The following is a 14,456-nucleotide window of genomic DNA, read 5'->3' as shown; positions in this document are numbered from 1 at the left end:
GGATTATATTTTCCGAATTTCTCTTCATAAATTGATTAAGCTTCTTGCTGAGTCATGATGATCGGACCCTCTTTAGTAATGGCGATGGAATGTTCATACTGAGCGCAGTAGCTGCCGTCTAGTGTACGGGCAGTCCAGCCGTTGCCGTCGATTCCAGCTTCCCAAGTGCCAGTCGTGATCATCGGTTCGATCGTGATCGTCATGCCTTCTTTTAGACGCGGACCTTTGCCGGCTGTTCCAAAATGCGGGAAAAAGGGTTCTTCATGGATCGTTGGTCCAATCCCATGGGCCAGAAAATCTTGGACGACACCATAACCTTTGCCTTCTGCATAGGTTTGGATCGCGTGCCCGATATCACCAACGCGGTTGCCGACTTGGGCTTGTTCGATCCCGATCATCAAGGCTTCTTTCGTCACGTCCATCAACGCTTGGTGCTCAGGGGTAATCTCGCCGACTGCATAAGTCCAGCAGCTATCAGAGATCGCGCCATGATAATCGACACAAAAATCAACCTTCAGCACATCACCGGATTTTAAGCGATAATTTGAGGGAAAGCCGTGGCAGATCTCATCATTCACGCTCGTACAGGTCGCAAACTCATAGCCTTCAAAGCCGATTTGTGCCGCTGTCGCTCCTGCTTCTTCCACTTTTTCTTGAACGAATTGATTGATTTCCTTCGTTGTGATTCCCGGAACGATAATCTCGCGTAGCTGCTTATGGATACCGGCTAGAATAGCACCGGATTCCTTCATTTGTTCGATTTCTCTGCTTGATTTCAAATTGACCATTTAATTACTCCTAAAATTATATTTTTCTTCTATTATAGTATTGAAATGTTATACCACGAAATGCTTTTGAAGGAAAGTCCCGACCCTTTTTGCCCGCTAATCATCGGCTGTCCTTAATTTGAGCTTAAAGTTTTTCAACGGTCCGCTTTGCCAAACCTCGTCATTTTTCAAATAAACTTGGCCGTATTCGATGATCCAGCCATGAAGATTTTGCGCCTTGAGGGTATCCATCGTCTCAGGCCAGCCGATTTTGCTCTTTAATTGCTTGTAGCCGTTAGAGGCAAAACCGAATTTCTCAAACATCCGCTGGGCATACTTATCTGCGATAAAGGTCGACTGGTCAAAGACGTACACCAACAGCGCATCGGCAGTCTCCTCGCCAATCCCCTTGATCGCCAATAATTCTTTCCGCAGCGTCGAAAAATCCTTGCGTGCCGCCTGATTCAAGTCAAAATGATAACCCTCCAGCCACGTCAATAGCGCGATAATCGTATTTGATTTGCCTTTATAAAAGCCGCTTGGACGAATCAACGCCTGCAGCTGCTCCTGATCCAAAGCCAGTATTTTTTTCGGCAGGAATTGCGTCGCTTCATTTAGATTAGCCAACGCGTAATCCACATTGCGCCAGTTCGTATTTTGCACCAGCACCGCACCCAGCAGGATTTCCCACTTGTTATCCGTATCCCACCAGCGTTTATGTGCCATGACACGGCTAAACGCCTCATACAATTCGTCAATATTCGTAATCATGCTTACTCCTCATTCATCATTTGTATTGCTCTTCTTTCCATTATATTAAAAAGCATCCAAATAAGCTTGCAATGCATCGCCCGTTTCCAATTCTTTTCATCTATCCGAACAAACGGAGTCCCCATCTTGATCCCTTCCCCATCTTTTTCTAATTCTTCTTTTACCTATAAAATACAATGAAACGAAGGACAAAACAAATCCGGCTAGTCAGCAGACTAGCCGGATGAATTCAATCTTATTTTTTACGTTTAAAGTAGATGACTGCTCCTAAGACAAGTAAGACGACAATACCCGCGATCACTAGGATCGTTGATTTTTGCTCCCCTGTTTTAGGCAGGTACGTATGGTTTCGCGTGCCATAGGAAGTGGAAGTCGTGGTCCGTGAACTATTTGTTCCAGTCTTACCGCTGACTTTCTGCTTCACGTTTTCCTTCTTGACCGTCACTAGTTGTTTCTTCGCTTCTGTCAATTGGAAGGTCACCGGTTTTGTATTCAATACATAGCCCTTAGGTGCCTCGGTTTCGACTAATTGGTACTTCCCTGGTTCCATATCCGACACGACCAGCGTTCCTGTTTCATCGGTCTTTAATTTGTCCTTTAAGACTTTGCCTTGTTGATCCTGTAACGCGAATGTCGCTTCTGCCAAGCCTTCGCCGGTCTTGCTGTCTATTTTTCTCAGTACGACCGTGCAAGTAAGTCCTTTATTAGTTTTCGTTACTCGAACCGGACTGGTTTGGTCCGCTTTGATCGTGAAAGGTACAGGTCTTGCATCCAGCTTATAACCGGCCGGCGCTTTAGTTTCCACTAATTGATAGTCGCCTGGTGCTAAATTTTCCACCGCTAAAAGACCGTTGTCATCAGTGCTCATTTTCTCGGTCGAAATCGTTTTGCCATTTTGTTGTAAAACAAATTCCGCCCCAGCTAATGGCTGTTTGGTCGTTTCATCGATTTTTTCTAAAATGACTCCACTATCGATTGCTTTATTAGTCTTAGTCAATTCAATCGTCTCTGCTTGATCCTTGACTGTAAACTTCACAGGAGTCGCATCTTTGACATAACCTGTTGGTGCTTCGGTTTCGACTAATTGATAGCTGCCCGGACTTTGGTTTTCAATCAGTAACTTCCCGGATTTATCAGTAATCAGTTCCGCTTCCAATACTTTTCCTTGAGCATTTTGCAATTCAAAGGCGGCACCGGATAAAGCTTTGCCTGTTTTTTCATCTGTCTTAGTCAGAATGATCGAGCCTGGCTTCGACGGTGTCTTGGTATTGGTTTTCTCCACTTCCGCCGCCTTTGATTGGGCTTTGGTGATCGTGAATTCAACTGGCGTTGTTTCTTTTTCATAGCCGGTTGGTGCTTTAGTTTCGACAAATTGATAATCACCTGGTGCTAGGTCGGTTACTTCTAAATGACCGTCTCCGTTAGTAATCAAATCGTCTTTCAGGATATTTCCGCTGCTATCTTTTAATTGGAAAGTCGCTCCCTTTAATACTTCCTGTGTCTGGGCATCGATTTTCTTCAGGATAACTGAACCTGTTGCCAGCGTATTGGTCTTCTTCAGGTTGACCACTTGCCCTTGACGCTCGGTGATCGAGAATTCAACCGGCGTTTTATCTAATTTGTAGCCGGTTGGCGCTTCGGTCTCGACAAACTGATAATCGCCGATCGGGAGATCCGTTACGGTGAAGCGGCCGTCCATTCCTGTTTCGTGATCCTCGCTGACTACTTCGCCGTCAGCTTTTTCTAGCCGGAATTTGGCACCGGCTAGTGCTTCATGCGTTTGTTCATCGGTCTTAGTCAGCTCGACACTGTTCGGTACTGTCTCCTTATTGACTACTTTGATTGCAGACATATTCTCGGTCAGTGTAATTGCTTTTCCGTCTTTGTAATCAGGATTGATTTCGTAGCCGTTTGGTGCTTTGGTTTCCTTCAACAGATAATCGCCCAATGGCAATCCAGTAAAGGTCAGCTTGCCTTCATCGTCTGTGTCAGCTTTCAGCCCCGTTTCTGAGCCATCTGCTTTCAGAATCTCAAAGGTCGCTCCGGCTAATGATTCACCCTGCTCGTTAACTTTTAGTACGGAAAGGTTGTCAGTCTTGACTACACCGGTCCCGCTGCCGCTGGTAAAGCTCAAATTAACCGCTGCAGAGCCTTGACGATAGTATGAATTCAAAGCGCCATAGCTGGCCGAATTCACCTGCGACGTATTTTTCACACCGCCTGGGAACTCGCTGACGGTATTGTATTGCACCCGAATATTACTTTCTGCTTTGTAATCAGAAAAAGCAATTTTGAAGGTATTTCCCGTAATGGTTAAACGATAATGATCGGTACTGATCTTTTCGCCTGTTGCTGTATCGATAACGACAAATGAAGTCGGATCATAAGCCGCATTTGTTGTCCCTGGAGTCAAAGTATCTGTAATTTCAGGGTCTTGAACCGGCAAGTCCACCGAAATATTTCTCGTGTTAATCGTCCAGTTTGCCACGTTTTCTTTTTCTGGATCTTTCGCCACCGATTTTAACAGCGCATATTCATAATTATAGGCATAAACTCCGGCTTTATATTCTACCGGCGCTTTATCGCCATAGGTTACTTTGGCAATATTGTTCAACAGATTGTAGACATACCAGTCACGTTTGACCCGCGTCTTATATTTGACGTAAACACGTTTGGAACCTAGCTTGCCGAATTCCAAATTGATTTGGTTGTTCTTTGTATCGATCTTCGTTGGATACGCATCCGCTCCTTCTGGAACCAAATTGTAATCATTCGATAGATAGCGGGTCATGTTATCGATCATGGATTGGCTCGTGACCTCTTCAAAACGTAGAGAGTCTGGAACTAATTCTGATCCGGCTGGTAAGCTGTCTTCCATCTTCGTCAAATCAAAATCGGCACCAGTAGAATTTAAAAACACCAGCCAGTTTTGATAGATATAATTCCCAGATACGCCTGCGTTCGTCCCTAGTTTCGCGCCGCCAGTGTAATAAGGATCGATAAATGTTCCTTTGGCTTCGTATTCGATCACTCCAGGGGTATCGCCATAATTCAAGGTCGCTTTGTTTTTGATCTCTGTCTTCTGTTGATCCGTATCGATCTTGGTATTGATCGTGATCACTAATGTATCCTTTAGCTCTTTATACTCACCAAGAAAGTCGATTCGCACGCCGCCGTTAAAGCTGTCCGGCGCACCGTTGACATTCGGCTGAGCTCCGACTGGCGAACCATTTTCATCAAACTTGGTTACTTTGTAGTCTTCATCTTCAACTAACGGCACTGATTCAGTATCAGAGATTTTTTTATTGACCGTTAGTCCGGTATAATCCTTGACCGCGCCGATAAAGTAATCATGAACGACTGGATTTTTCATGGTGTATTTTTCAGAGTTGATGGTGATCTTCCATTCCATCGTGCGATTGAAGATATCGATCGTCCCTGATTCTTTGGTTAAGAGATTAGGAATAAGGCTTACTTGGGCTTCTTTTTTGACGGTTCCATTGGTTACCTTATTCTTGATGACACGTTCGGTCGGCTCAGTGATTTTGGTCGAATATTTGATCACATAAGCCTGTGTCGTCGTTGCCTTAGGCGTGAACGTCAATGAACCAGAGCTGTCAGGTGAAACCGTGAAATCACCTGCTCCATCTCCTTGGGAAACGACGTCATAGCTGTTTCCGCTGGTATAATTAAAGCCGACTTTTTCAATACTGATCGAGCCATCCACTAGCTCGACCCCTTGATCAGTTAAATCTGTGATCAGCTGAGAAGCGCTGGTCAGCGGCTGCTCATTGAAATTGTATTTGATCTCCCAGTCGATCGCCCCAGTATCCTGATTGATTTTCCCTTTAGCCTCTAACGGCTGCAGTGTCACAAATGCCTGGTTCGCACTGGAATAATTTAATTGTGTTCCCTTTTCATACGTATAAGAATAGCCATAGAAATAGTTATATTCATTTCCAGCGATTGATTCATCGACGTAGTATTTGCCGTCGATTCCAGAAACAGCCGCTTCTGTGACGATCGCTTTTTTCCCGATTGGTTTAATCAGTTTGATTTCTGCGGTCGCGCGAGTCGTGCCGGCATTTTTGTAGACGATCTCGTAATCATCATCTTTGGTCAGTAACGTTTTACTGCCTACTAAAGTTCCATTAAAATCGACATCGCTTGAATAAACTTTGACAGAATCAAAGCTGACCTTGCTTGTATTGTTATAAGCATCGATCTGATACATCCGATTCTCATTGTCGGTTCGATCTAAATTAAAGACCGAATTGATTTCGGCTTTTTTAGGATTCAACGTATTAATCGTTGCCGCCGTGCTGTTTTTCCCAGGATCGACGCTGGAGATCATTTCAATCGAGAAAGTCGTTGGTGTTGGCGCTGTATCAAAAACAATGTTTTGATTTTCTTCATCAACACCGTTCACTTTTTCTAACGACGTCACCAAGGTCAGATCATAAACTTCTGAAGACACATTATCCTCTAAAAAGGTGATCGTTAATTCCTTCGTCGCAGCATTGATAGACCATTTGGCCGAAGTCATGGGACTAAAGTCGCCGGATAGATCCTTGGCGATAGCTACTTGAGCTGGCAATTGCGTAGTAAAGGTATCGCCAGTCTGATAATTCTTACCAGAAAACGAGAATTTCAGCGCCAGCTTGACACCGGTCATATTCGGTAAGCTATCATTCGGCTGAACTTCATCCCCATTGATTTTGTACATTTTTACTGAACTGAAGATATTGTCAGTAATCGCTGTACGCGCCTGTTTTTTTGCCACTTCTTTGTTTTCTGTCTCCGTTGTTGCTGTTGGAGTTTTTGCAGCTTCGGAAGCAGCCGTCGTACTGCTGGTTTCAACCGCTTTGTCTTTACTGCTGGATGACGTTGCTGCGGTCGGTATAGATGATTTCGTCGAAGAAACAGCCGTTGCCTTCTTCTCCGTTGAATTTGTCGTTGCTTCAGTTGTTCCTTGGCCATAAGCAAAGACCGGACTAAGCGTTTGCAAGACAAGCAACGCCACTAAGCCAATCACTACTAATTTATTTTTCATAACCACTAACACCTTTCCTGATTTATTAATCAACGAAGCGATAATAGAAACCCATAACGATTATCTTTTCGTTACAACAAATATTTATAGAACAATGTTAATTATAAAACAACATCAGAAAATGTATTCTCTTCTTTCAACTTTTGACCAGACTGAAAAGATCGTCAGAAACTCCCGACGATCTCGGCTACTGTCTGCTCATTTTATCGCTTTGCACTAGACAATCTTTTTAGTAATCTGGAAAATTTCGACTACCAAAAAAGACGCCGATAATCAGCGTCTTGCCACTTGCTCTGCTTTTGTTCAAACTTCTTCATCATTCGAAACAGACTTCATAAATTGACTATGAACTACTCCGCGTTCCAGATCCGATCCTGCATAATCCCTGCCGCCTTTAAAAACATACACGTAACGATTGGGCCAACAAAGGTGAAGCCTCTTTTTTTCATATCCTTGGCGATCACAGTGGCTTCCGGTAATATATTGGGTACTTCCTCGGCCAGTTCGTACTCATGAATCACCGGCACGCCGCCGACAAAATCCCAAAGATAATCCGCAAAGCTGTCATAATCTGCTAGAAGTGTCACGATTGCCCGCGCGTTTTGCACCACGGCTTTGATCTTTCGCGGATTGCGAATCATTTCAGGGTCCTTGGCGATTTTCTCGATATCCTCTGGGAAAAAGGCCGCTACTTGGCGAAAGTCCATCCCGCAAAAATTTCTTTCAAATACTTCCTTCTTACTGGCCGCTGCCTGCCAGCTTAGACCAGCCTGAAAAACCCCGATTGTCAGCAATAAAAACAGCTCCCGATCATCGTGGGTCGGCTTCCCCCAGCGATCGCTGTACCATTGAGATTTACTCGTCATCTTCCCACCACCTTGATGCTCTTATCATAACAAAAAAAGACTGGCCTTTCAGCCAGCACTTTCGTTAATCTGCTTTGTGGCAAACCGCCTCGATATTGTACCCGTCCGGATCATAAACAAACGCGCCATAATAATTCTCATGGTAATGAGGACGTACTCCCGGCGCCCCATTGTCTGTTCCGCCAGCCTTTATCGCTGCTTGATAAAACTGATCGACGATCGCTCGATCCTGCGCACCAAATGCCAGATGGAATTTACTAGGTTCGTTTTTCACGATCCAAAGAGCTCCGCTATCACCACCGAAACACACGCCATGCTCCATCTCAACTTTCACCTGATAGCCCAATGGCTTCAACGCTTCCTCATAAAACGCTTTGCTCTTTGCTAAATCCGTTACCCCAATACTTAAATGATCAATCATACACTCTACCTTCCCTTCATAATAATAGTTTTAGTATAACTGAAAAAGCGGTTGCAACCAAGCTGATTTCAGCATTAAATGCCCAATATTCTCGGCTTTTTAAGCAGATACGAGCAACCCCAAATGTTCGTGTTGCTGACTCATCAAATAAGTTAGATTTAGCACTTCAACCGCCTTTTATAAAAGCCAGCTGCCTAGTATGTTTGTTAACTGATCCTTGCTGCGAACGTCTCTCTATGACAGCCTGTCATTGATTTTTTCCCAAAGGATAACCTCCCAGATTTTGAACTGATCATAATATTTTTGGTATATCAGATTAAACAACGAACGATCCAGCCACATTAGTTCAGCATTTTTAAGAAAATACCGCTCAATACACGCTGCAAGTCACAAATCGAGCAATTCTCAACATTAATTGACGAATTATTAAAGTCAATAAGTGAATTTCATTAGGCTTTAGCCGTTTAGGGCTATGCTAAAATCAACTTATAAATAACTTCAAGAGCAAAACGACTCTTACTTTTACCTCATCGTAGAAAGGCGTGAAGCTTATGTTTAGAGAACTGTTTTTGACCAATCAGCAGCGGAGAAAAATCCAGTTTTTCAAGCTGATGGAAGGTTTTCCTGAAGGCGAGTACTCTGTAAATACCCTCAGTCACGAGTTTGGATGGAACTATCAGCCTTTTTTGCAGCTGCTGCGTGAAATCAACGATACCCTGATTGAACTTAAGGAAGACCCGCTGCTGATCGCCGCTTCAAAACTCTATTGGAAAAGTAACCCCGAACGTTCAAATCATTTTTTGGTCTCGCTGGTCAAACAATCTGTCTCCTATCGCTTCATCGCTTCTTCCTTATTGGAGCCAGAGAAAAAAATTTCAGACTTCAGCAAAGAGGTCTTTGTCAGCGAGTCCACCATCTTACGCCGCATGCGCCCGCTGATTGATTATTTAGCCGAATGTAATATCCAGCTCAATTTTTCAAAAATGGAACTGACGGGGCACGAAGCAGTCATTCGCTTATTTTATATCAAAGCCTTTTGGGCCGCTTCATTAGGCGAAGACCTAGTAAAAAGCAAGCTGGATTTTATCGCCGAAGATAATTTGCTCAGAAATTTATTGGAATTATTCCCGTTGCACCTTCATCCAAAATTGATTCGTTTGATGCTGTACGTCTGCCGTCTGCGAAACGATCAAAAAAAATATTTGAATGAAGCGCCCTTTGAGGATCTGCTCTTTTCTCAGACGACGCCGCAGCTTGAGCTCTATCTTTCCGAGATTCTGGATTCGCCTGTCCAGATCAAAAGGAATGTTGAATTTCTCAATTACTTATTTTATTACTACCCTTACTCGGTCAAAAAGGACGCTCAAGCGCTCAATCCCTTAATGCTTTATTATGCGAAAAACGTCGAGGAACGTGACCCCTTATGTCTAGCCATCGACAGCTTTTATCGCTATTGTGCGAGAGAATTATTACAAGATTTACTGGACGAGCAAGAGGAAAAGATCCTATTGAACAACATCGCCCGCACCTTTTTAGGCTATTCGATTCAAAAGAAAAAAATCCCGCTGCTGTTTGAAACAGGCAACAAGGAACAATTTCTGCAATCCGAGATATATCTTGAGCTTTATCCAGCAGTCAAAAAAGCGATCCATAAATTAAGCCGCCGCAGGAAGCTGGAATGGCTGGCAGCAGTCAGTGAATCACTTGCAAGGACTCTATGCTTGAACTTGCTGCCGCTTTTCATCGCCAATGACGAAAAAATCCGCGTTGGGCTGGTGTCCATTCCGAACTACCTGTATTTGCAGCATGTCGTTAAATTTTTAAAGAATCTGAACTTCATCGAAATCGTCTTTCAGCCGCAGCCGGACGAGCCGATCGATCTTTTCATCACTACCTTCAAGGAGCTGCTGCCGTCTCAAAACAGCGACTACTATCTGATCAACATCTTGAATGCCGATTATAAATCAGACCTATTGCCGCGCCTGCTAGCAATTCAAAATAAAAAGAAATTTGCCTAAAAAAAACTTCTGGACCCAATAAACTTGGTCCAGAAGTTTTTTAAATATGTGCTTGCAGGTCTTCGTAGAATGCTGCTTTGGTAGCCGAGATATAAGGTGCTACCCATAAGTAGGCGATTCCCAGTGTCAATGCAACCAAGAAGTACCAGCCGATAAATGTCAGGTCCAGCCAGAACAAACGTCCCTTGTGACCATCCATCAAACGACGACTCGCAGTGATTGTATCCAGCACTTTTGGTTTTTCACCCGTTTGCTGGATTTGATCGTAATAGATGAAATAGCTTTGAGAATACGCGTAGGCTTTGACGATCCCGGGAATGACGAATAGGAAGGTCCATAACGTAGTAAAGATATTCGTCAGCAGCGCTAATAAAATGACCCCGCCGATAAACACTCCTTGAAAGCCGCGGAAGGCATCCTTCAATGGTTCAATCTGAGTACGCTCGCCTCTTAATAAATCTAAATACGTCCAAGAAATCCCGCTCATAAACAAAGCACTGATTATCATAGTAACTAGACTCGTTCCGCCGCCGCTGGCATTGTTTTGATGGTAATCAGCAACGGATGTGATCATGTCTCCGCCAGAACCGTGGATAAAGAACCAGATCACTCCAGACAAGACAACAAAAAACATTACCGCAACTGTTAATAATGTTGGAATCAAATTTAAGATAACCGCCTGTCCCCACTGCCCTTTCAGTGCGGCTTTCGCCTCTGCCTTTAATTCAGCAGTCGTTTTCATAACCAAATAACCCCTTTCTGTTCAATAGTTTAATATATCGCAACTTTTTTAGAAAGTCTTTTGGCTGAAATTGCTCGGCAGCTTAATTTAACGGCTGCAGTATTTCCCAAAAATCAGCCAGCATTTTCGGCTGATAGCGGCTCTTGCGAACCAAGACGGAAATATCATTCGTCAGCTGCCAATCAGCAATCTTGATTTCCTTTAATCGGCCCTGCGTGAGTTCTTCCTTCACCAAACGATACGGCAGTACCGATAGGCCAAAGCCTGCTTTGATGGCCGAGATTAACGCCTGCGAATCGATACTTTCCCACGTCGGAAAAAGCTTGAAGCCCTGCAAAACGGCGATCGACTCAAAGGCCTCCCGCACAGCACTTCCCCTCTCCCGCAGCAACAATGGCCGCTGCATAAGCCCTTCAAAGCTAAGTTCTTCTTCGGCGGCATCCGCAGCTGCCACCACACACAAGCGATAATCCGCAATCTTTTTGGCTTCAAAGGCTGGCTGCAGCACATGTCCTTCGATAAATGCCGCATCGACTTCCCCACGTTCTAAACGAGCGATGGAATCAGATGCCGGAAAGACTTGGACATTGAAGCTGGCCTCCGGATATTTCTCAGTAAATCTCCGCAATAATTGCGGCAGCTCCGTTTGAGCATAGGTGATGCAGGAAGCAATTTTAATCGGCGGCCGCTTTTCTAAATTCGGCAGATGGGCCTCAACGGACTCAAATTCTTCGATGATCGGTTGAATCTCCCGCAGAAACAATTCACCGGCAGGTGTCAGTTTGACACTGCGGTGCAGCCGTTCAAACAGCTGCGTCCCCGCTTCCTCCTCTAAATCTTTGACCGCGTGGGAAACGGCTGATTGGGTAAGATACATATTGTTAGCGGCTTTCGTGAAATTTTTTGTCCGAGCGATTTCCCGAAAAATAATGCACTGTTTAAAGTTCATCGCGGCTCCTTTCCCATGAATTTCATTCATGTCTACTAGCCAATATTATCATTTCACACATGCCAAACCAAGCTTTATACTAAAGAGATAGTAGATAGAAAGGTTGTTCTCATGACAAAATTAAAGCTTTATTCATGGTTAGCAGGAATCAATTTATTTATCAGTGCCTTTACCTTCGGCGGCGGCTATGTAGTCGTCCCGATGATTCGCAAATACTACGTCGAAAAAAAGGCGTTGTTCACCAACGATGAATTAATGGAGATGGCCGCCGTCGCTCAATCATCTCCCGGTGCGATCGCCATCAATCTCAGTGTCCTCGCCGGAAAAAAGGTAGCTGGAATACTGGGTGTGTTCATCAGCGCGATCTGTTCGATCATTCCCCCTTTAGTGATCTTAGGACTGATCTCAAATTGGTACGCCGCTTTTGCCGCCAATCACACGATCATGGCGATCTTAAAAGGCATGCAGGCCTGTGTGACGGCTTTGATCATTGATATAGTGATCGACATGTATCAGCTGATCCGTAAAGAACGTTCTAGCCTGCTGAACGCATTGGTCCCGCTTGCGTTTATCGCGAATGTCTTTTTTAATCTGAACGTCATCTATATTTTATTCATCAGCATAGGGATCTGTCTTGTTCACACCTATGCTCAGCAAAGAAAAGAGGTTTAGCGATGCAATTGTTTTGGACATTTTTAAAAATCGGTTTATTCAGTATCGGCGGCGGCTATGCCATCATTCCATTAATCCAAGAACAAGTCGTTCATCAACAGGGCTGGTTGAGCGAGAAAGTCTTTGCCGACATCATCACGATCTCGCAAATGACCCCCGGACCAATAGCGGTCAATACCTCAACCTTTGTCGGCATGCAGATCAATGGTATCCTCGGAGCCGTTGTAGCAACAATCGGCTGTATCCTAGGCGGCTGTGTCATCTCGATCAGCCTGTATCAGTTTTTCCAACAGCATCAGGAATCCATTTACGTTGCGGCGGCTTTGAAGAGTCTCAAGGCTTCCTCGGTAGGCTTGATCATGTCCGCCGGCTTTACGATCCTGCTGCTGACCTTTTTCGGAACATCTGAACTTTCCAGCAGCCTGCTCGCTCACTTTGATTGGCAGTCAGCGCTTTTGTTTGGGGTAGCTCTAGTAATCCTGCGAAAATTCAAGCCCAATCCGATCGTCTTGATGTGTTTGGCAGGATTTATCGGCTTTCTGATATATTAAAAGGGTCATTCTCCAACGAGAACGACCCTTTTTTTTGAATACAAGATTACGACAGCAGCATTTCCCGCTCGCGTTCTTGTTCATAATATTCCATGGCGGTAGTGGTTAATAAGTAGCCCTCGCCCCAAGAGGTTTGAACCGTTTCGCCAGTGATCCCGTCCTTTTGAAAAGCGATCCGTAATTTTTTGATGAGGATCGACAGCTGTGCTAAACGAGATTTCGTCGCGCCGTCCGTCCAAAGATACTCACACAGATCTTCACGGGAGATCACCTTGCCATTGGCTTGATAGAGCTTTTCCAGTGCACGGCGTTCTAATTTTGACAAGGTCAATGATCCGGTAGTGTGTACCTCTGCTCCAACGCCGATCCGACTGCCTACAAGCGATAAGATCACGTCTTGCGATGCTGAGCTCTTTTCCCAGCGGCAAAGTGTTTCGCGGAGTTCTTCAATGCTTGATCCTTCACTGATCCAGCCGTCGACACCTTCCAATTGCTTTTCAGGCTCTTTTTCTAACTTCCGCAAGATGGTTTTTGACTCCGGTATTGTCGCCAAGAGCTGCCGCATTTCATTTTCAGAGATCGTCTCGCTCAAAATGATATAGTCGAAATAATTGATCATCTGCAGCTTTTTAGCCTGCTGAGCCGCTAAGTAGAACATGTTGGAACAACAAAACACTTCATAATTTAAGCGTTGCAGTTTTGTCTGCATTTCCTGTTCTACTAATATGTTTTTTGTTAAAAGTAGTATTGATATCATTTCTTCACCCCTTCTTTGGTGTAAGTTTGTTGAAAGTCATTTATTTATGATCCTCTTTTTGAAATTTTTTCTTGAGCTGTCTGTTCATTTGTTCTGTCATTTTTACACTGTAACTAAACAGAATTGTCCTCCCAATGAAAAATCCGGCAGTCATAACAGCAAAAGCCCCTGCCATAATCATAGGCGGAACATTCCAGATAAAAAGCTGATTGCAAGCGATGAATATTGAAAACAGAATGCCGAGATAAACGGCTTGAATCCAAAAAATTCCTAAAAAATCCACTAAAGGATCAATATAAAAGATGCTGCATCCAATCGCTGATGCTAATGAAAAAATCAGGAGAGAAAATACACTGTCGTTCGTTAGCTCTGCGCCGGTGAAGAGTGCAAACATGATACTCAAGGTTAAAATAAACGAGAAAATCATAGACAATTCTCGAATAACTACCCATTTATTCATACTCACTCCTCCATCCCTAACTGATTCTTGAGATTTCTAACATAATTCCTTGAAATAGAAATCTTTTCATCATTCTTCAATTTCACTATCAGCCGCCCGTTAAAAGTCGGACTGATTAATTCAATTTTCTCAATATTAAGAATAACCGATTTAGAGACTCGAATATACTGTGTATCTTTATATTTTTCTTCTAATTGGTAGAGTTTTTCTTTAATCTCAAAGACTTCATCTTTGGTATAAAGAAACACCTTCTTCTCTACCGCTTCAAAATAATAAACATCTTTTAATTTTATTTTATGTAGCTGTTCATCCTTATTTACCCATAAAAAAGCATCCTTTACTTGCATGGAATTAATCAATCGCAATAAATCATCATCCAGTGACTTTACTTTTAGGACAAGTTCTTCCTCTCCTTGGTCAATGATATCC

The 14,456-nt window shown here is 43.7% G+C and carries 13 protein-coding genes; 3 read left to right on the top strand and 10 right to left on the bottom strand.

What is annotated here, in order from left to right:
- Positions 1–35: 35 nt before the first annotated feature.
- The 5 genes from map to A5875_RS15665 form a co-directional block, all read right to left on the bottom strand.
- Positions 36–788 carry a type I methionyl aminopeptidase gene (gene map, locus A5875_RS15685; RefSeq protein WP_088934451.1) on the bottom strand — a complete coding sequence of 251 codons (753 nt, stop codon included), beginning with the start codon at positions 786–788 and terminating at the stop codon, positions 36–38.
- A gap of 96 nt (positions 789–884) precedes the next feature.
- Complete coding sequence (locus A5875_RS15680; protein ID WP_088934450.1) at positions 885–1,538, bottom strand: endonuclease III domain-containing protein; 654 nt, start codon at positions 1,536–1,538, stop codon at positions 885–887.
- A gap of 235 nt (positions 1,539–1,773) precedes the next feature.
- On the bottom strand, positions 1,774–6,591 hold the full coding sequence (locus tag A5875_RS15675; protein ID WP_088934449.1) for a SpaA isopeptide-forming pilin-related protein: 4,818 nt from the start codon (positions 6,589–6,591) through the stop codon (positions 1,774–1,776).
- 350 nt (positions 6,592–6,941) lie between these two features.
- Complete coding sequence (locus A5875_RS15670; protein ID WP_088934448.1) at positions 6,942–7,457, bottom strand: DNA-3-methyladenine glycosylase I; 516 nt, start codon at positions 7,455–7,457, stop codon at positions 6,942–6,944.
- A 64-nt stretch (positions 7,458–7,521) separates the two neighbouring features.
- Positions 7,522–7,878: a VOC family protein gene (locus A5875_RS15665; RefSeq protein ID WP_088934447.1), complete on the bottom strand. Its 357-nt coding sequence runs from the start codon at positions 7,876–7,878 to the stop codon at positions 7,522–7,524.
- Positions 7,879–8,429: 551 nt separating this feature from the next.
- Between A5875_RS15665 and A5875_RS15660 the strand changes: the two genes are divergently transcribed.
- Positions 8,430–9,896, top strand: a complete 1,467-nt coding sequence (locus A5875_RS15660) for a helix-turn-helix domain-containing protein (protein WP_088934446.1) — start codon at positions 8,430–8,432, stop codon at positions 9,894–9,896.
- Positions 9,897–9,936: 40 nt separating this feature from the next.
- Here the strand turns inward: A5875_RS15660 and A5875_RS15655 are convergent, their stop codons facing one another.
- Positions 9,937–10,638: a DUF975 family protein gene (locus A5875_RS15655; protein ID WP_088934445.1), complete on the bottom strand. Its 702-nt coding sequence runs from the start codon at positions 10,636–10,638 to the stop codon at positions 9,937–9,939.
- An 82-nt stretch (positions 10,639–10,720) separates the two neighbouring features.
- Positions 10,721–11,587, bottom strand: coding sequence for a LysR family transcriptional regulator (locus A5875_RS15650; protein WP_088934444.1), 867 nt, complete (start codon positions 11,585–11,587; stop codon positions 10,721–10,723).
- Between the two features lie 111 nt (positions 11,588–11,698).
- Here A5875_RS15650 and A5875_RS15645 point away from each other — a divergent pair, with 111 nt between their 5' ends.
- Together A5875_RS15645 and A5875_RS15640 are read left to right on the top strand one after the other, a co-directional pair.
- Complete coding sequence (locus tag A5875_RS15645) at positions 11,699–12,259, top strand: chromate transporter (protein ID WP_088934443.1); 561 nt, start codon at positions 11,699–11,701, stop codon at positions 12,257–12,259.
- A gap of 2 nt (positions 12,260–12,261) precedes the next feature.
- Positions 12,262–12,810 (top strand): chromate transporter, encoded by a 549-nt coding sequence (locus A5875_RS15640; RefSeq protein ID WP_088934442.1) that lies wholly within the window; start codon positions 12,262–12,264, stop codon positions 12,808–12,810.
- Between the two features lie 46 nt (positions 12,811–12,856).
- Here the strand turns inward: A5875_RS15640 and A5875_RS15635 are convergent, their stop codons facing one another.
- The 3 genes from A5875_RS15635 to A5875_RS15625 form a co-directional block, all read right to left on the bottom strand.
- The gene (locus tag A5875_RS15635; RefSeq protein ID WP_242551282.1) at positions 12,857–13,519 is read right to left on the bottom strand and encodes a winged helix-turn-helix domain-containing protein; all 663 of its coding nucleotides are present in this window, start codon (positions 13,517–13,519) and stop codon (positions 12,857–12,859) included.
- An 88-nt stretch (positions 13,520–13,607) separates the two neighbouring features.
- Positions 13,608–14,027: a hypothetical protein gene (locus tag A5875_RS15630; protein ID WP_088934440.1), complete on the bottom strand. Its 420-nt coding sequence runs from the start codon at positions 14,025–14,027 to the stop codon at positions 13,608–13,610.
- Positions 14,028–14,029: 2 nt separating this feature from the next.
- The coding region (locus tag A5875_RS15625) for a LytTR family DNA-binding domain-containing protein (RefSeq protein WP_254911881.1) at positions 14,030–14,456 on the bottom strand (427 nt) is incomplete at its 5' end.

This window comes from Enterococcus sp. 3H8_DIV0648 (genome assembly GCF_002140655.1).
In the GTDB taxonomy this organism is placed as follows: Bacteria; Bacillota; Bacilli; order Lactobacillales; family Enterococcaceae; genus Enterococcus_A; species Enterococcus_A hulanensis.
The sequence above is the reverse complement of the archived record's forward strand: the minus strand, read 5'-3'. Positions and strand labels throughout refer to the sequence as shown.